The sequence below is a fragment of the Pseudomonas sp. G2-4 genome, assembly GCF_030064125.1.
In the GTDB taxonomy this organism is placed as follows: domain Bacteria; phylum Pseudomonadota; class Gammaproteobacteria; order Pseudomonadales; family Pseudomonadaceae; genus Aquipseudomonas.
In genome coordinates this window covers 5,632,966-5,650,957 of record NZ_CP125957.1, presented here as the reverse complement: position 1 = coordinate 5,650,957, position 17,992 = coordinate 5,632,966, and the positions used below count along the sequence as shown (strand labels likewise).

Here is a 17,992-nt window from a genome sequence, read left to right as displayed (position 1 = left end):
CTCAAAGCGAGGCGCCGAAGGCGTTACCGCTCTTGTCGATAAAGGTTGGCACGATGTAAGTCTTTTTCGTTGTCCCGTCCTTGTTGGTCGTCGTGCCGTTCTTGAAGTCCTGTTGCACTTGGTTGGTGCCTGTCTGGCACATGGATTTCACCTGGCACAAGTAATTGGAGTGCGGGCTGTCTTTACCCATGAGGCCAGGGCCTGTGAACAGGGCGCCCAGGTACCGGCTGATCGGGTCGCTGGAGTTAAGGGCATTGTGCCCCAACAAATCGGACACCGTGTCGGTCATGGGCAACATGCCAAAGAACACTTGGCTGTCCGGGCGGTTGACCTGGAAAACCGCGTTGTTGCTGTCGGTATTGAAGCCTGCCTCTTGGGCGGCGTCGAAGAAGTGTTGCGCGTACACCGGGGCGCCAGACAGTTGAATGCCACCTGCACTGTTGCCAAATGACACCCCATCAAGTCCTCGATAGGTTATCAACGCGCCCTGACTATGCCCCACCAGGTCCAGCTTGAACCCCTGGTCAACTCCCGCCTGGTAGAACTCACTCACCTGCTGCGCGTTGCCGGATCGCTTGACGCTACCCAAGGCCACGTCCCATAAGGACTCTACTAGGTCACCCAGAAAACCGTGTTCCGGGTTATAGCCTTGCATGAAGCTGTCCTGGCCACCTTGCATGCTGCCATTTACCGCAGCCGCCTGTAATGAGTTCTGGATGCCATTGATGGCAACGACCCCTGGCGCATCGGGACGCACGATCATGTCGAATTGGGTGGCTTTCAGATCCAGCAGCGGTTTTCCGGTTTCCGGGTCCATGATCACCTTGCCGCTGGTATCTTTCTGGTAAACCACTGTAGTGCGGTAGAAGCTCATGTCACCGCTGAGCAGCACCGGCAACTGCGTCGCCACGCCACCGTGACTGATCACGCCCGGCATCAGCCCCAGAGTGCCATAGGATGTTTTGTCCATGGCGGCTTGCATCACGCCAGGAATCCAGGCCAGGGGTGCGAGACCAGGGTTTTCTTCGAGCGCTTTCTCAGTAGCCCCGGTCAATTCACCGTATTTTTTGAATATATCGGAACTGTTCTTGCCATAGTCCTGAAGACCTTTTTTCCATCTGTCCAAGGTCTGCATCGGGCTGCCCACCGAGTTGAGCGACGACTCGCTGATGTACAGGTCGGTGCGCTTTTCCTTGTCTCTGGTGATGTCGTAAGCCTTGGATGGATCTCGGTTGAGCCCGCCGGTGGAGTCTTGTCCGGTGACCGCATCGTTGCGCACGATGATGTTGCCGGCGCCGACTGTGGCGCGCACATCCTGTTCGCGCTCCTTGCGGTAGTCGTAGCCGCTCACACTCCAGCCGTTGAAACCTTCCTTGGGCGCGCCGCTCAGGCTCTTGTCACTGGTGAAGGCCACGTCCTTGCCGCCGGTGGCCTGGGCGCCGTTGCCAGCATCCGCACCCCAACCAAAGGCGCCACCCACGTTGACGTAGTAGCTGTGCTCCTTGTCCACGCCATTGATGTCACGGAAGCCCAGGGTGTTGGTGTCGAGCTTGAGCTTGCCGTTGTCGGCGGCGATCAGCGCGCCGTCGATCTGGGTGTGTTTCTCGGTGCGGATATCCACGCCGTTTTTACCGGTGATGCTGGTTTGTTGCTCGACCCAGTTGGTCTTGCCGGTGGTCTTGCCCACACCCAGCGAACCGCTGACGCCTCCGCCGCCGGCCAGGCCGATGCTCACGGTGACACTGGCATCCAGCTGTTTGCCGCTGACTTTGCCGGTGTCTGGCACCGACGATACCAGCAGGTCGCCGCCCACGCGGCCAACCACTTCGTCGGCGCGCAGGTTGGCGCCGGCGATGGTGGTGTCGTTGCCGCTGTTGAAGCGCAGCTGGTTGCCCGCGTACAGGTAGGCGGTCTGCTGTTTCTCGGTTTCCCGCTCCAGCTTGCCCTTGCCCATGTCGACGCTGGCATAGACAGCGATGAAATCCTTGCCGCCCAGGGCGATGCCGACTTCTCCACCACCGCTGCGTCGAGTGGATTCGCTGTCGGAGTCGTTCTGTGCGGCGCGGATGGTCAGGTCCTTGCCGGCACGCAAATCGATGTCCTTGCCGGCAATCACTTGGGTCCCGATCATGGTCAGGTTCTCGGAGGCCTCGATGTTGGTGTCACGCCCGGAGAGCAGCACGCTTGGCGTGTTGGTGCCCTGGGTCAATTCTTCGCTGGCCACGCCATTGCTGCCGCCGATCCCTGCGCGGGCACTGCCGCCGCCGCTCTGGCCATTGATGCCGCCCTGGCTGCGGGTCGTCTGGCTTTCCTGATCGATCGTGCCACGGGCCACGTCCAGGTTGACGTTCTTGCCCACCAGGGTGATGTCGCGTCCAGCCTCGAACTGACTGCCACGAACATTGAGGTCGTTACCCGCCACTGCGTTGATGTCACGCCCCGCGCTCAGGGTGGATGGAACGTTCTCACGGATCTGCGAACGTGAGCTGGTGCCCTGGCTGGCCGAGCCAAAGTGGGTGGCGCTGGTTGGCCCGGAGGTGAAGGAGTTGATGGCGTCCACGGTGCTGAGCACGCTGGAGGCCTTGCTGACGTTGTCTTCACCCTTGCCGGTGCCGTTGATGGCATCCATGGTGTTGCCATAGTTGTGGCTGATGTTGACGGTCAGGCCGTTGCGGTCGCGGGTCTTGCTGCGCTCCTGGATGAAGGTTTCATCGACGGCATCGACATTGATGTCGCGGGAGGCTTGCAGGCTGATATCGCGTCCGGCGTCCAGCCCCGCACCTTCGAGGGTCAGGTCGCGTCCAGCCTTGACAGTGACGTCCTGCCCGGCCACCAATTGGCTGCCGGCGGTAGTCTGCTGTGCGTCGCGGGACTTTGTCTTGGTCGCTTCGCGCCCGGCAAACGCGGTGAAACCGTTGCGGTCGCTTTCCAGGGACAGGCCGCTCTGCTTCTGGGATTTCCAGTTGCTCTGGTCCTGGCTGTTGGCACCGGCCAACACGTTGACGTCGCGTCCGGCGCCCACTTGCAGATTACGTCCGGCCTCGGCGCTGCTGCCGATCATGTTCACATCGCGGATACTTTGCACGGTGACATCGCGCCCGCCAGTGACCTGGCTGCCGACGCTTTGGGTCTGGAGGTTTTCCTGCCCGGACTTTTTCGCCGAGGCGATGGAGATGAAGTTGCCGGAGGTACTGAAGCCGACTTTGCTTTTGTATTTCTCGCTGTGGCTGGTGGACTCGTTGGCCGCGTCCATCAGGTTGACGTCGCCGTTCTTGTCGATCATCCCGGCGCGCAACTCGGCATCGCGCTTGGCGTCGATACGGCTGGCGGACACGTTGACGTTACCGCCCGCGACCACCACTGCATCGTTACCGGCGCTCAGCTCGCTGCCCACCTGGGTGATGCTGCTGGAGCTGCTACTGCTACCGCTTTTACTCAGGCCGAAACTGCCCTTTTTCTTCACGCTGTAGCTGCTGTCGGTCTGCTCTTGCGCCGACATCAGGTTCACGTCGCCGGCACCGCCGACCAGCAAGTCGTTACCGGCCTTGAGCTGGCTGCCGACGACGGTCACGTCGCGGCCGCCATTGAGGCCGATGCGGCCGTCCTTGTCCTGGGTGATGTTGACGGTCAGGTCATGCCCGGCTTCGATCTGCGAAGCCACGTTGGTGGTCGCCGAGTCCGCGCTCTGGGTGGTTTTGCTTTTGCCCCAGGAGCCTTTTTTCTTCTGGATGAAGGTCGAGGACTGCTCATCCTGGCCTGAGACAATGGCCATGTCATTGCCGGCGTTGAGGGCCAGGTCATGACCGGCCTTGACCTGACTCGCCACGATAGCCATGTCGCGACCGGCGTTCACTTTCAGGTCGCCGCCCGTGGTGACGCTCGAGCCCAGGGTCTTCACTGTGTCATTGGTCACCAGGCCACGACGGATCGCGTGTTGGGTAAAGGTGTGATCTTGTACCGCGAGCATGTCCACGTCGCGACCGGCGCTGAGACTGGCATTGCCGTCGCTGTGGATCTGGCCTTTGTTGGTCAGGTCGCGTCCGGCACTGACATTCAATTGCTGACGGGCACTGATCAGGCTGCCCTGGTCCAGGTTGGTCCGCGAGCCGGAGCCATAAAGTACTTCCATGGCGGCGCGCTCGTTGACGATATCGCCTTTGACAGCGTTAAGGTCGACCTGATGGCCGCGTACTTCGCCACCCAGTGCGTTGCGGATGCTGTTCTGGGCCATCAGGCTTACCCGCTCGCTGGCTTGCGCCAGGCCACCCTGGTAGAGACTGTTCCCCGCTTCGGCCGTCAGGTTGTTGCTGGCTCGCAGGGTGCCGACGTTGGTCAGGTCGTTGCCGGCCATCAGGTTGATATCCCGGGCTTGCACCAGGCTGCCGCCGCGCAGGTTGCGCGACTCGGCCTGGGCCAGATAGAGCACCGGCACCAGAACGTCCTGGTCCTGTACCCGGCGGGTTTCCATCCAGACGATGTCATGGGTCAACGCAGCCACTTGCTGTGAGGTCAGCGCCACGCCGACGCTCAGTTGCAACGAGTCTTTGGAGGTGATGGCATTGTCCATCAGGTACTGATATTGGTCGTAGTCACTGGTCAGGCTGGCGGCAAGGAAGCGCTGGCCGGTCTGGGCCAGCACCGCTTCGCGAATCAGGCGGGTTTCGTACAGGCCGTCACCCAGGCGACGCCAGCTCCGGTCGTCGTTGTAGCCCAACTGGCCCAACATGTAGTCGGAACTCAGGAATCGCGAGAGGTTGGTCAGGTTCGGGTTGGTCTCGATCAGGTAGCGGCTGTCGGGGTTCTGGCTGCGCACGAACAGGCCGTAGTCACCTTCCGGCAGGCGATAAGTGCCGAGTGCGGTGGGATCGACGGCGACAAAAGGCACGCCGGCAAAGTCCACGGGTGCAAAGCTCACTTGGGTGCTGCCATCGGCCGTGACACGTTCGACGCGACGTACATCCGCCGCCACCTGGGTGCTGCCACCGCTGCCCAAGGCATTGACGGTGATGGTCTGGCCACCGACCAGGCCAACGGTATTGGTCAGGCTCTGGCCGGTCAACTGAGCTTGGGCCTGTTGAGTCAACGTGCCGTTTTCAAGATTACCGGTGACGATGAGGTTCAACTGACGACCCGACTGCAAGGTTGAGGCGGAACCGGTTTGGGTGCCGTTCTGTACAACGCTGCTCTGGCCGATGAGCGGATATTGGGTGATTGCTGTCGGAATCGGTTGCTGCTGATCCGGAGCGCTGCCGGCGTTGGCCGCGTTCCAGGCATTGGCATTGGATTCTGCCCAACGGAAGTCGCCCTGCTTCACACCGTGCAGGAAGTAAGTGGTGCTTTCAACGCGTTGGTCGAGGGTCGCGCCGCGGTTGTAGAAGTTAGTGGCGTTGACGAACGCATCGCGGTTGGCGGCGATCAGGCTTTGCTTGTTTTCCACGGTGCCGGCATTGATCAGCAGGTCACGCCCGGCAATCAGGCGTGCACCCGGAGAATCCTTGATGATTTTACCCAGGTAGGTGCTGTTGACGATAAAGGTCGCGGTGTGGTGCTTGCCGGAGCAGTCGGTGCAGTTGATGTCGATGCGGCGGCTGACCAGGGATTCGCCGATTTCGAACTCATCCTTGGTGTTTTCCAGGCTGGCGACATTGAGGTTCATGTCGCCCTCGCTTTCGATGTTCGCCGAGCGGTTGCTCAGGCTTTGTGCCTGAGTGTCGTTAAGGCCGGCAAAGCTCAGGTTGCCCTTGCTGTAGATGTCACCGTAGTGGTTGCTCAGGGTGGCGCCGCGCAGATTCATGTCGCCCCCGCTGTAGACCAGGGTATTGGCCGAGGTGCTGATGCCGTTGCCCGCGAAGATATCCAGCTGGCCCATGGCACCGAGGGTGCCGCGGTTGGTGACTTGGGTGGCGTGGATATTGAGGTTCTGATTGGCGATCAGTCGCCCCAGATTGTCCAGGTTGCCGCGCAGGGCGAGCGTGGTATTGCCGCCGCTGGCGATGCGTCCGTTATTTTGAGTCAGGTTGCCCGCCGAGATGCTGACGGCCTTGGCTGCCGACAGCAGGCCGTTGTTGTTCAGGTCACCACTGAGCACCAGGCCCAGATCGCCGTCACTGAGCACTTCACCGCTGTTGTTCAGGGTGGCTGCGCTCAGGCTCAGGCCGCCGGCGCTGGCAATGCGGTCACCGGCCAGCAGGTTGACGTCGCCGCCTACGGTCAGATCCAGTGCGCCGTTGAGTTGCAGGCGCCCGGTGCCGTCGATCGAGCCAATGTCCACATCCCCGCTGCCCAGACTCGTGATGCTGCCTTGGTTGCCGGTCAGGCTGGTGAGGTCAATATCGAGCAGGCCTGTCCCGGCGTGTTCGAGGCTGCCGGCGAGGTTGTTCAGCGCCCCGGCCTTGAGGGTGACGGCTTGGCTGGTGATGCCGATGGAGCCGCTCTGGTTGTCCAGGGCACCTGTGAGCAGGATCTGGCTGAGATCGCCACCCAGGGCACGGATGCGGCCAGCACTGTTATGAAGATTCCCGCCAGTCAGCAGCAGGTTGCCGCCGGATTCGATCAGGCCGGTCTGGTTATAGGTATTGAGCGCGTTGAGGCTCAAGGTCCTGGCACTGATCTCACCGCCAGCGCGGTTGTCCAGGGTCTGGCCCTGGCTGCTCAGCAGGCCTTGGGCATAGAGACGACCCGCCTGGTTGGTCAGGTTATCGATCAGCAGTTTCAGGTCGCCGGCCTGGGCGTTGATGAGTCCGGCCTTGCCTTCCAGTGCGTTGTTGTTCGCAGAGGCGGCGACGACTTCGACGCTGCTGCCTTGCAAGGCTCCGCCCTGGTTGTCCAGCGCGCCCTGATTGAGTTGCAAGTCAGCGTGACCCGCCTGCGCCAGTATCAGGCCGGCGCTGTTGTCCACGCTGGTCGCGGTTATTTTCAAACCATCGACGCCAGACAACAATTGGCCCTTGCGGTTGTCCACAACCGTGCCTTGGATGTCCAGGCGCTTGCCGGTGAGCGTGCCGCCCTGGTTATCGATCCGGGTCGCCTGGGTCACAAGCACCGACGCATCACCGCCATCGATCAGGCCCAAGGCATTGTTCAATACGCCCGAAACCGCCAGCCCGATGGCCCCGCCGGTGGCTATCATCGAGCCCTGGGCGCTGTTATCCAGACGGGTGGTGTTGACCCCGACGCTGCTGCCCAGCAGCACGCCGCCGTGGTTCTCGATCTCGCTACCGTCGACCTGCAAATGGCCGTCGCTCTGCACGCGCCCCTGAGTGTTGAGCAACTGCCCAGGCGTCAAGCCTTGATCCTTCAGGGTCAGCAGCGCACCGCCGGTACCGGCCAGCAGCAAACCGTTGGTGCTGTTATCGATGCGCCCGGCGACGAGGGTCAACTGATCGCCCACCACGCGGCCGCCGCGGTTATCCAGCAAGCCGCTTTGAGTCAACAGCAGTTGCTTGCCGACGACCACGCCTTGTTGATTGTTCAAGTCGGCCGCGGTGATGTCGAGGTTGCCGGCCTTGGATTGCAGGTGGCCGGCACTGTTGTTCAGTTGCCGGGCCACGACCATCGTCAGCTTGCCGGTTTCGGCGCTGAGGACACCTTGAGCGTTCTGGCTGAGGCTGCCCAAGTCAGCGGTGAGCTGGCCGCCGTTGACGTTGCCCTTGAGGTTGTTCAGGTCGCGCGCGGTCAGGGTGGCGACACCGGTGCCTTGCAGCAGGCCTTCGGTGTTGTCCACGTCCTGGGCGGAAACGGTCAGGTGGTCGGCGCTGATTTTGCCTTGCTGGTTGTTCAAGGCCCCTTGGCTGACAAGGCTCAGTTGCTGGGCCACCAGGACGCCGCCCGTGTTGTCCGTGCTCCCGGTCTTGAGCGTCAACGCGGAGGTTGCCTGGATCCGACCACCCTGGTTGTTCAGGTCTTGGGTGACGGTCAATTCGTTGTTGCCCAACTCGGCGCTGATCAGGCCATTGGCGCTGTTATTCAGACGCTCGGCGGTCAGTTTCAGGTGATCGGCGACGAGTTTGCCGCCCTGGTTCAACACCTGGTCAGCGCTGATATCCAACAGGCTCTGTGCTTGCAGTACGCCGTCGGTGTTGTCGAGTTGGTCGCTGATCTGGATGATGGATTGGCCGACGCTGGAAGCGATCAGACCGCGCTGGTTGTCCAGGCGTTGGGCAGTCACTTGCAATTGATCGGCGATCACCGAGCCGCGCAGGTTGGTCAGTTGCTTGGCGTTGAGTTCGAGGCTGCCGCCGGCCAGTTCAAGATGGCCGTCGGTGTTGTCCAGGCTGTCCAGGTTCAGGGTGGTGGACTGGCCGTCGCCGAAACGGATCAGACCGCCGAGGTTGACGATGGCCGGAGTCACCAGCGACAGCGCACTTGTACCCAGCACTCGTGCCGTGGTGCCCTGGTTGACCAGGCGAGCGCTGGTCAGGCTGACGTTGGTGCCCTGGATAATGCCGTTCTGATTGTCGATCAACTCACGGGCACCCACTTCAAGGGTGCGGCTGGCGATGACGTTGCCGGTGTTGCTCAGTTTCTGGGCGGTGACGACGACGTCGCCGCTCTGGTTGCGAGTGTTATTCGGGTTCACCCCGGCTTCGACGATGCCACTGTTGGTGACTTTGCCGGCGCTGGTGATGCTGACTTTGTCGCGAGCGGCAACGCTCTTGCCCACCGTCACATCACCCCGGGCGTTCACCTTGACCTGGGTGCCGGCATAGACCTTGCCCTGGAGGTCGAGGCTTTGCCCGCTGACCGCGATGGCTTGGTTGGCGCTGGCGTTGGCCATGCTGACCTTGCCACCGGCATCGATCTGGATGTCTCCTACGGTGGCGGCCATGTCGCCAGCCAGGCGTACACCCACGCCCTGTTCGGTGCCTACCAGCCGAATCGCCCCAGCGTACATGCCGCCCAAGGCCGAGCTATCAATGGCCAGCTCCGGTTTTTCGCTACCGTCGTCGGTGCGGGCGGTGGCGCTCAGCGTGTTGGCGTTGACGTCGTTGCGGCCGGTCACCACGTTGAGGTTTTTTGCATAGATGTTGGCGTTGAGCTTGGCGCTGCGGGTAATCAGGTCGAACTGGTCGACATCGCTGGCGTCCAGGCCTGCGCCTTCGATGCTGATGTCGCCACCGTCGACCTGGAAGCGGTCCAGACGCTGGCCTTCCATGACCGGTTTACCGGTGGTCAGGGTGGCGCGGGGCGTATTGATAAAACCGCAACCGCTGCAGGTAATGCCGTTGGGGTTGGCGACGATGACGCGCGCCGCTTGCCCGGCTACTTCGGTGTAGCCGGCCATTTGGCTGCGATTGCCGCTGGTGATTTCGTTGAGGATGACTTGCGCGGCCTGGCCCTTGAGGTTGCTGTTGCCGACGATGATTCCGCCCAGTTGGGTGTTCTGCGTCTTGCCGGTCGCGTTGTTGAGAATCACGCCATTTTTGCCGACGTTGTAGTCGACGAACTTGTTGTGGGACAGCCCGCTGCCATTGGTGCCGTTGATGTTGATCACCGGTACGCCATTGCCCGCCGCGCCAATGGTCGTTTTGCCACCTGCCGCCGCGTCCACTGCAAGGCCCGCCGCCGCGGCGACAATGGGATTGAGGAGCACAATAGAGGCCAACGACAGGGCAATGCATTGAGACAGCGGGGTACGGACGTCCATGTGCGAGTCTTCCAAGTACAAAAGCGATTCGGTGTCAGAAAAACAGATCGACGCGGAAATACACCGGGCGTTCACGTTTTTCGATAATCCCCGGGCGTTCCAGTGAGCGGGCAAAGCTCACGGAAGTAGCGAGGTTCTTGCCCCTGGCATTGAACTCCAGGGCATTGCCGCTGACGCGGCCGCGCTCATCAGGGTTCGAGGACCTGCCCTCGATGACCCCGACGTCGTAGGCGAACGCCACGCCGTACTCTTGCAAGAGGGGCAGCAGGGGTTCCCAGGTCACTGCCCGACGCCAGCGCAACTGGTTACGCCAGTAACCGCCGCTGTCCCCGGTCAACGTCTGGTCTTGCAGGCCTCGTACCGAACTGACACCGCCCAGGCTGATTCGTTGCGGACTGTAGAGTTCATCTTCGCTGCGCTGCCCTGTGGCAAGGCTGTCGAAGCTGAAGCTTTCACCCCACAGCCGGAACGGCTGCAAGTAGCTCAGGGTCAGGCTGTATTTGTTGTAGCGCGACTGCGGTCCGCTATGAGGGCTGTCCCGCTGGGCATCCAGCGCCCCAATCCCCTGTTGCCAACCGGCATCCAGGTTGATGAACGCCGAACCGATGCGCCGGCCATGGTTGACGTTCAGTTGGGTCTCGGTGATGGTCACGCTGGAGGTGTCGATGAAATTTTCATCAATGTAGTTGCGCGTGCGCAGCTGGCTGAGGCCGAAACTGATGCCGGTCTTGCTGATGTTGTCGCGATGCAGCACGCGCTCGGCGCGAAGCGCATGGTTCTTGCTGGTGCCGTCATAGCCGAATGTAAAGCCTTGGGCGTCGTTGCGGGCGCGGTAGAAACTCTGGCTGTAGGCATAGTTGAACGTCCACCAGCCGTAGGGCACGCTGTAGTACAGGCTTTGGTTGTCGGAGTGGCGCCAGTGGTCGCTGACGGCGTCCTGGTTGGTGCGCAGGCTCAATTGGTCGGCGAGGCCCAGCGGGCTGTCCCAGTCCAACCCCAGGCCCATCTGTTGTTGGCCCGTGCTGCGGTCGCCGTCATTGCTGCGCATCGCCGAGACGCGCCAGGGTTTTTCCCGCTCGCCCTTGAAGCCGATGCGGCTGCCGCCGACCTGCTCGCCTGGCGTCAGTTCAAGCTGGGCCTGGCGGGACGGCAAGCGACTGAGTTGGTCCACCAGTTGCTCCAGTTCCCGCAGGTTCAGCAGCTCGCCAGTCTCGCCGGGAAACGTCATCGTCAACTCGCGGGGGCTGGCCAGGGCGGAGCTGTCGAAGCCTTCAAGACGCCCTTCGACTACCACGATTTTCAGCACTCCGCCCGACAGATCCTGCTGTGGCAGATAAGCGCGCGTGGTGACGAAGCCGCGTTCAAGGTAATGATGGGTCACGGCCTTGAGCAGCGTGTTGATCTGCACGACCGACAGGCATTGGTTCTGGTAGGGCCTGAGCAATTGCTCTCGCGTGCCAGCGTCGAGGTGGGGCGCGCCCTCGAGTTCGATGGTCTTGATGTCGAAGCAGCGACTGTCGTCGGGTTTGGCCGGCTCAGGCGCGGGCAATGTCTTGCCGGGCAGTTGCTGGAGTTCGTCGAGGCGTTTTTGTTGCTCTTGCAGCAATTGCTGCTGGCGATCACGAATCAGATCGCGGTCGCCGGGAGTCTGGAGGGGAGCGGCATGAGCCAGGGATGTAAAAAGCGCACAAGAAGCCAAAATGTGCGTAGTACCAAAGCGGGTCATGCCTTCATTCCCTTGAACGGCCAACTGCGGCAAATGCCAACGGTCATTTCAGGCGGACCGGAATCCATGTCGCCCGATGAATCGGTGGGCATATTAAATGGTAAAACTCCTTGTATTAGAAAATGGCTCGAAAAAACGACGAACGGTAATTGCCAGTAATTTTTGGGTGGTGGCTTATGGCCCTTGGTTGCGAGTATTGACGCGAACTTTAGGGGAACGTGGCGGCAAGACCCAGGAAAATGCACTGCGAAATAACCCCCGTGACTGATAACCTGTCGCAGAACCGGCCTGGGCTTTTCCGAGTCTTATCGTCAGGCCTTGAACCGTTGTGAGGAATAACATGAAGTCGCGCATCTGGCGTTTGGCAGGTGTTGGTCTGTTGTGGGCAAGTGTCAGTGCGCAGGGAATGGCCGACGATCAGCAAAACCGCGGTGGCCCGGACGGCGGTCGCGGCCAGGACGGGCGAGGCGGTAACGGCCAGGGGTATTCCGGCCAGCCCCGGCCGCAGAGCAATGAAATCATTCGTGGTGACAACAGCCGCCAGTTCGAGGTCAAGCCGCAGCCTCAATACCAGGGCGGCCAGCGCCCCGACCGTGGGCCTCAAGACCCCAACGGCCATGGTCGTGGGCCGCAGCAACCTGGCAACAATCTGCCGATCCAGGGCCGGCCCGACAGCGTGACCCAGACCCGGGAACCGCAACCAGGGTATTACCGCGATATTCCGCGCCGCAGCGACGGCTATCCCAACGCTGGGCCCCGCCCGGGGCGTGACAACCGTCCCGAACAGCATTGGCCCGGTCGGCCGGACGGTCATGGCAATGGCTGGGGCCCGGGGCCGCAATACCGCCCGGGGTACGTGATCGACCGTTTTCCGGACCGCAACTACCGCGTGCCTTATCGTGGTCATGACTATTTCTATTCCGGCGGCTATTGGTATCGTCCTCAAGGGCCGCGTTATGTGGTGGTCGCGCCGCCACGGGGCATTCGCACCCGCTATCTGCCCGATTACGCCAGGGAAGTGTGGATCGGCAGCTCGTTGTTCTTTCTCGCCGCCGGCGCTTATTACATCTACGAAGCCAATACCCAGGATTACGTCGTGGTCGAGCCGCCGGTGGCCAACCCGCAACCTCAGCCCCAAGGCAACAGCTACGACGTGGTGGCTTATCCAGCCAACGGCCAGTCGCCCGAGCAGGTCAACCAGGATGGGTACGATTGCTATCGCTGGGCGGTGCAGCAGAGTGGTTTCGATCCGCGCAGCTACACCTACCCGCCGGCACCGGAGGTGGTGCAGACCTATCGCCAGGCCCAGGGTAGTTGCTTGAGCAGTCGTGGGTATCAGGTGACTTACTGATTCAGCGCAGTTCAGGCCATCAAGCTTTGGACCCGCTCACCACTTCCAGCGGATCAGCATGAACCAGCACTTCGGCCTTCGGGTAAGCGCGATGGATCGCGTCGGCCGCCTGGTCGCTGATGCCGTGGGCCACTGACAGGGTCAGTTCCCCCGGCAACTCCAGGTGCAGCTGCACGAACCAGTGGTTGCCGGAAATCCGCGTGCGCAGGTCGTGGGCGCCAACGACTCCCGGCACGGCACAAGCCAGTTCCAGCATGTGCTGGCTGACGTCGGGCGGCAGTTCCTCATCCATCAGCACGGCGAAGCTTTCCCGGGCTATCTGGATCGCGCTCCACAGGATGTACGCCGCAATGCCCAGGCCGAACCAGGCGTCGAGTTGATACCAGCCGAACCCGGCCAGCACCAGGGCGACCAGGATGCTGCCGTTGAGCAACAGGTCGGAGCGATAGTGCAGGGAGTCGGCGCGCACGGCATTGGAGCCGGTGGCACGGATGACCCGATGTTGCAACGCCAACAACGCCAGGGTCAGTCCGAGGGAAAACACGATCACCCCGACGCTGAGCCAAGGGGCGTCCACCGGCAGCGGGTTTTTCAACCGCTCGAACGCCTGCAAGGCAATCAACACGGCACTGCCGCCGATAAACAGCGCCTGGGCCATGCCGGCCAGGGATTCGGCCTTGCCGTGTCCGTAGCGATGATCATCGTCGGCGGGGCGCAATGCGTAATGCACCGCCAGCAGATTAAGCAGCGACGTGACGCCGTCCAGGGCCGAGTCGGTCAGGCCGGCGAGCATGCTCACCGAACCGCTCAGCCACCAGGCCAGCGCCTTGGCAATCACCAGGATGAGCGCCACGGCCACAGAAGCCCGGGTGGCCAGGCGCAGCAGGCGAGCGTGTTCGGTGCTGGTGGTCATGGCGCGCTCGTTCCTTCAGTGGCGCCTGTCATGCCGCCGGTTTGAGACCGAGGGCGGCCAGTTGCTGGGCGTTGCCCTTGTGCTGGATCAGCCGTGGATCGTCCAACGGGAAACTGCGGCCCAGTTCGCTTTCCAGGATCGCTTGCAGCTTGTGGTTATTGACGGTGCCGTCGGGGTTGATGGCCGGCTTGAGTTTTTCTGGCTCGATCTGGACGCTTCGGCCCGGCTCGAAATAAATGGCGCCAGTGGCGAAGTCCACCGCGAAGGCGATCAGGCCGGGGATGATGTAGAACAGCAGGCCGACGGCATCGAGCGCGGCAATCGCCGGGTCGATCTTGCCGTCGATCTGGCCACGCCGGTCCGGGTAGAAGATCGAGCCGCAGGCGCTGACCTGGGTCAGCAGGGTGGCGACCAGGACGCCGCCGATTACGCGAAAGGGAATACGCATAGCAATCTCCTGAGCAGATAAAGGCGTTGCTGGTTGGAGTCCAGACCACGCTAAACAGTTCGCCGTTATACTCGGCCCTCTGTTTTGGAGCCAGCATGATTTCTTTGCCGATTGATGAAGTTTTACCCGCCCTGCGTCAAGCCCTGGCGTCGCGCCACGAAGCGGTGCTCGAAGCACCGCCCGGTGCCGGTAAAACCACCCGCGTTCCCTTGGCCCTGTTGAACGAGCCCTGGCTGGCCGGGCAGACCATCCTGATGCTCGAACCCCGACGCCTGGCGGCACGGGCGGCGGCCGAGCGCCTGGCCAGCGAGCTGGGGGAAAAGGTCGGTGAAACGGTCGGCTACCGGATTCGCCTCGAGAGCAAGGTCGGCCCCAAGACCCGTATTGAAGTGGTCACCGAAGGCATCCTCACCCGCCGCCTGCAGGACGATCCGGCGCTGGAAGGCGTGGGGCTACTGATTTTCGATGAGTTCCACGAACGCAGCCTCGATGCCGACCTGGCCCTGGCCCTGAGCCTCAACGGCCGCGAGCTGTTTCGCGAAGACCAACCGCTAAAAATCCTGCTGATGTCCGCCACCCTCGAAGGCGAGCGCCTGGCCGGGTTGCTGGACGACGCGCCGATCCTGCGCAGCGAAGGCCGTATGTTTCCGGTGACTGTGCGCTGGGGCCGGCCGTTCCAGCCCGGTGAATTCATCGAGCCGCGACTGGTGCAGACCGTGCTGGATGCGCTGCACGACGAAACCGGCAGCGTGTTGGTGTTCTTGCCCGGGCAAGCGGAAATCCGTCGGGTGCATCAGCAATTGGCCGATGCCTTGGGCGAGGGCGGCAACGTGTTGCTCTGCCCGCTGCATGGCGAACTGGACCTGGCGGCCCAACGCGCCGCCATCGACCCCGCGCCGCCCGGTCAGCGCAAAGTGGTGCTGGCCACCAACATCGCCGAAACCAGCCTGACCATCAACGGTGTGCGGGTGGTGATCGACGCCGGGTTGGCCCGGGTGCCACGTTTCGATCCGGGCAGTGGCATGACCCGTCTCGACACCCAGCGTATTTCCCGGGCCAGCGCCACGCAGCGGGCCGGTCGGGCCGGGCGTCTGGAGCCGGGGGTGTGTTACCGGTTGTGGTCCGAAGACCAGCACGAACAATTGGCCGCCTACGGCAGTGCGGAGATTCTTTCGGCGGACCTGGCCGGATTGGCCCTGCAACTGGGGCGCTGGGGCGTGACGCCGCAACAATTGGTCTGGCTCGACATTCCGCCCGCCGCCGCTTATGCCCAGGCCCAAGACCTGCTGCAACGCCTGGGTGCGCTGGAGGGCGAGCAACTGACCCGCCACGGCCAGACCATGGCCGAACTGCCCGCCCACCCGCGCATTGCCCATTTGCTGCTGCGCGGGCAGGCGTTGGGGCTGGCGGACATGGCCTGTAACGTCGCCGCGCTGTTGGGCGAGCGCGATATTCTCCGGGGTGCCGGCGCGGACCTGCACAGTCGTCTGGTGTTGCTGTCTGGCGAAGAACGCCCGGCGCGCGGCGCCCAGGGTGGCGTGCAGCGGGCGCGGCAATTGGCCCGGCAATATCGCGGTTACCTGCGGGGCAAGGCCCAGGAAGCCGTCGCCGACCCCGATCATCCGCGCTGGCTTGGCGCATTGCTGGCGTTGGCCTATCCGGACCGCGTCGCCCAGCAGCGCCGGCCCGGCGGCGCGGAATATCGCCTGGCCAACGGCCGCGCGGCGTTGTTTGCCGAGGCCGACAGCCTGATGAAGCAAGCCTGGTTAGTGATCGCCGACTTGGGCAGTCGTCAGGGCCAGCGGGAAGAGCGCATCTACCTGGCGACGGATTTCGCCCCGGCGCTGTTCGATTCGGTGTTGGCCGAACAGGTTCGCGTGGTGGATCAACTGGATTGGGACGAGCGCGAAGGCGTGCTGCGGGCCGAGCGCCAGCGCAAGGTCGGCGAACTGGTCCTCAGCCGCGAACCGCTGACCGGCCTGGACGAGTCCGCCCGCAGCCAGGCGCTGGTGAACCTGGTGCGGCGCAAGGGCCTGGAGCTATTGCCCTGGACCCCGGAGCTGCGTCAATGGCAGGCGCGCGTGGCGCTGCTGCGTCGACTTGAGCTGGAGGCCAAGGGCGAGAGCGAATGGCCTGACGTTAGCGATAGGGCATTGCTGGACAGTCTGGAGCATTGGTTGATGCCGTACCTGGGACGTGTCTCGCGCCTCAGTCATTTCGCTAACCTGGACCTGTCGAGCATCGTCCACAACTTGTTGCCCTGGCCGTTGCCGCAACGCCTGGACGAACAGGCGCCCCACCATTTGAGCGTGCCCTCGGGCTCGTCGATTCGCCTGGACTACAGCGAACATCCACCAATCCTGGCGGTGCGCTTGCAGGAACTCTTCGGCCTGGCCGACACCCCGCGCATCGCCGGCGGCCGTCAGGTGGTCAAGCTGCATCTGTTGTCACCAGCGCGCCGGCCGGTGCAGGTGACCCAGGATTTGGCGAACTTCTGGCGCAGCACGTATGCCGAGGTGAAGAAGGATTTGAAGGGGCGGTATCCCAAGCATTACTGGCCGGATGATCCGTTGGTGGCGGAGGCGACGGCCCGGGTCAAGCCGCGCAAGTGAGCTGATTCCGAATTTGAATCTGAAATACAAACCCTGTGGGAGCCGAGCTTGCTCGCGATAACGGTGTCTCAGCCAATAACAATGCTGCTGATCCACCGCAATCGCGAGCAAGCTCGGCTCCCACAGGGGGCTTAGGTGAGTCCTGCTAAGGCGCTGCCGGCAACAGGAACCGCGCAATCACCGGCAAATGATCGGAAATACGCAAGGTATCGTCCTGCCGCACCTGAGCTTCAACCCGTTTGATCCGCGGGCTGTAGAACAGGTAGTCAACGGTCCGGTCCGGGCCGTTGAGGCCGGGGTCGTTCGGGTAGTGGGTCAGCCAGTGCTCGCGGTCGATGCCGCTGGCTTCGTTGTTGGTGGGGATCATCGGATATTTGTCCCACAGCAAGTGCAGAGGACTGTCGGCGGCATAGGGCGTGCGTTGCTCGGAAGGCAGGCGCCGGTACTGGCCCAGGGGCAGCAGATTGAAGTCACCGCCGATCAGCCAAGACGTGCCGGCGGATTCGAGTTTGTCCAGGGCCTTGGCCACGGCAGTGACCTGGTTCGGCAGCGTGTCGTCGGGCTCGGTGGCTCGTTCCAGATGGGTGTTGAGCACCACCAGCTGACCGCCGCCACTCAGTGCCACATAGTTCACCAACAAGGCATTTTTCGGTTGGAACTGCCGGCTGATGAAGTTGGCGTCGGCCACCGGCAATTGCACCCGTTCGGCGTGGTCGATGCGGTAGCGGCTCAGCGTCGCCAGTTGCCGGCCGACGCTGCCGAAGATGTGCGGCTCGGGGACGAAGTCAGCCTTCCAGTCGAAGGCGCTGGTGCTGCATGGATAGAGGTCGGCCAAGCGTTCCTGCAACAGCTTGAGCTGGTCCTGGTAGTCGCTGGCCTTGGCGCCGTTGTCCAGTTCCTGGAGCAACACGAGGTCCGGTTGCTCGTCGCGAATGACCCGGGCTACCTCATCGAGGCTGAAGGCCATGTCTTCCGGGGTCGGGCGTTCGTCGTTGCCTTGGGCCAGGTCGTGCCAGAACACGTAGCGCTTGCCAGCCAGGAACTGCACGTTCCAGGTCATCACCTTCAAGGCCTGGCCGGGCATCAGCGGCGCGGCGTTGGCGGCGCAACTGACCGGTATCGCTTCCCTGGCTTGTGGGCGCCAGGTCAGGCTGTAGATCGATAGGGCGGCCAGGCAGAGGATCAGCAGCAGGCCCAGCAGGGTGTAGCGCAGTAGACGGGTCATGGCTCGGCTTATGGACGATACGCAAAAGTGATCCCGAGCATACCCGAGAGCGGTTCTCAAGCCCAAGCCCG

At 62.6% G+C, this 17,992-nt stretch carries 7 protein-coding genes; 2 read left to right on the top strand and 5 right to left on the bottom strand.

Annotation, left to right across the window (positions count from 1 at the left end):
• Window position 1: 1 nt before the first annotated feature.
• Both QNH97_RS24750 and QNH97_RS24745 read right to left on the bottom strand, forming a co-directional pair.
• Entirely contained in the window at window positions 2-9,646 is a 9,645-nt protein-coding gene (locus tag QNH97_RS24750) for a hemagglutinin repeat-containing protein (protein ID WP_283554327.1), read from the bottom strand.
• A 34-nt stretch (window positions 9,647-9,680) separates the two neighbouring features.
• Window positions 9,681-11,372, bottom strand: a complete 1,692-nt coding sequence (locus QNH97_RS24745; RefSeq protein WP_283554326.1) for a ShlB/FhaC/HecB family hemolysin secretion/activation protein — start codon at window positions 11,370-11,372, stop codon at window positions 9,681-9,683.
• Window positions 11,373-11,712: 340 nt separating this feature from the next.
• Here QNH97_RS24745 and QNH97_RS24740 point away from each other — a divergent pair, with 340 nt between their 5' ends.
• The gene (locus QNH97_RS24740; RefSeq protein WP_283554325.1) at window positions 11,713-12,723 is read left to right on the top strand and encodes a DUF6515 family protein; all 1,011 of its coding nucleotides are present in this window, start codon (window positions 11,713-11,715) and stop codon (window positions 12,721-12,723) included.
• A 19-nt stretch (window positions 12,724-12,742) separates the two neighbouring features.
• Here the strand turns inward: QNH97_RS24740 and QNH97_RS24735 are convergent, their stop codons facing one another.
• Window positions 12,743-13,636, bottom strand: a complete 894-nt coding sequence (locus QNH97_RS24735; RefSeq protein ID WP_283554324.1) for a cation diffusion facilitator family transporter — start codon at window positions 13,634-13,636, stop codon at window positions 12,743-12,745.
• Window positions 13,637-13,664: 28 nt separating this feature from the next.
• Window positions 13,665-14,084, bottom strand: a complete 420-nt coding sequence (gene pmcY, locus QNH97_RS24730) for a periplasmic Zn2+ metallochaperone PmcY (RefSeq protein WP_283554323.1) — start codon at window positions 14,082-14,084, stop codon at window positions 13,665-13,667.
• Between the two features lie 95 nt (window positions 14,085-14,179).
• Between pmcY and hrpB the strand changes: the two genes are divergently transcribed.
• The gene (hrpB, locus tag QNH97_RS24725) at window positions 14,180-16,696 is read left to right on the top strand and encodes an ATP-dependent helicase HrpB (RefSeq protein WP_283554322.1); all 2,517 of its coding nucleotides are present in this window, start codon (window positions 14,180-14,182) and stop codon (window positions 16,694-16,696) included.
• A gap of 145 nt (window positions 16,697-16,841) precedes the next feature.
• Here the strand turns inward: hrpB and QNH97_RS24720 are convergent, their stop codons facing one another.
• Window positions 16,842-17,921 (bottom strand): endonuclease/exonuclease/phosphatase family protein, encoded by a 1,080-nt coding sequence (locus QNH97_RS24720; protein ID WP_283554321.1) that lies wholly within the window; start codon window positions 17,919-17,921, stop codon window positions 16,842-16,844.
• Window positions 17,922-17,992 lie beyond the last annotated feature (71 nt).

Excerpts from the sequence above, each read along its gene's own strand:
- QNH97_RS24720 (WP_283554321.1), bottom strand. The coding sequence starts at position 17,921 with ATGACCCGTCTACTGCGCTACACCCTGCTGGGCCTGCTGCTGATCCTC.
- hrpB (WP_283554322.1), top strand. The coding sequence starts at position 14,180 with ATGATTTCTTTGCCGATTGATGAAGTTTTACCCGCCCTGCGTCAAGCC.
- QNH97_RS24740 (WP_283554325.1), top strand. The coding sequence starts at position 11,713 with ATGAAGTCGCGCATCTGGCGTTTGGCAGGTGTTGGTCTGTTGTGGGCA.
- QNH97_RS24750 (WP_283554327.1), bottom strand. The coding sequence starts at position 9,646 with ATGGACGTCCGTACCCCGCTGTCTCAATGCATTGCCCTGTCGTTGGCC.
- QNH97_RS24735 (WP_283554324.1), bottom strand. The coding sequence starts at position 13,636 with ATGACCACCAGCACCGAACACGCTCGCCTGCTGCGCCTGGCCACCCGG.
- pmcY (WP_283554323.1), bottom strand. The coding sequence starts at position 14,084 with ATGCGTATTCCCTTTCGCGTAATCGGCGGCGTCCTGGTCGCCACCCTG.
- QNH97_RS24745 (WP_283554326.1), bottom strand. The coding sequence starts at position 11,372 with ATGACCCGCTTTGGTACTACGCACATTTTGGCTTCTTGTGCGCTTTTT.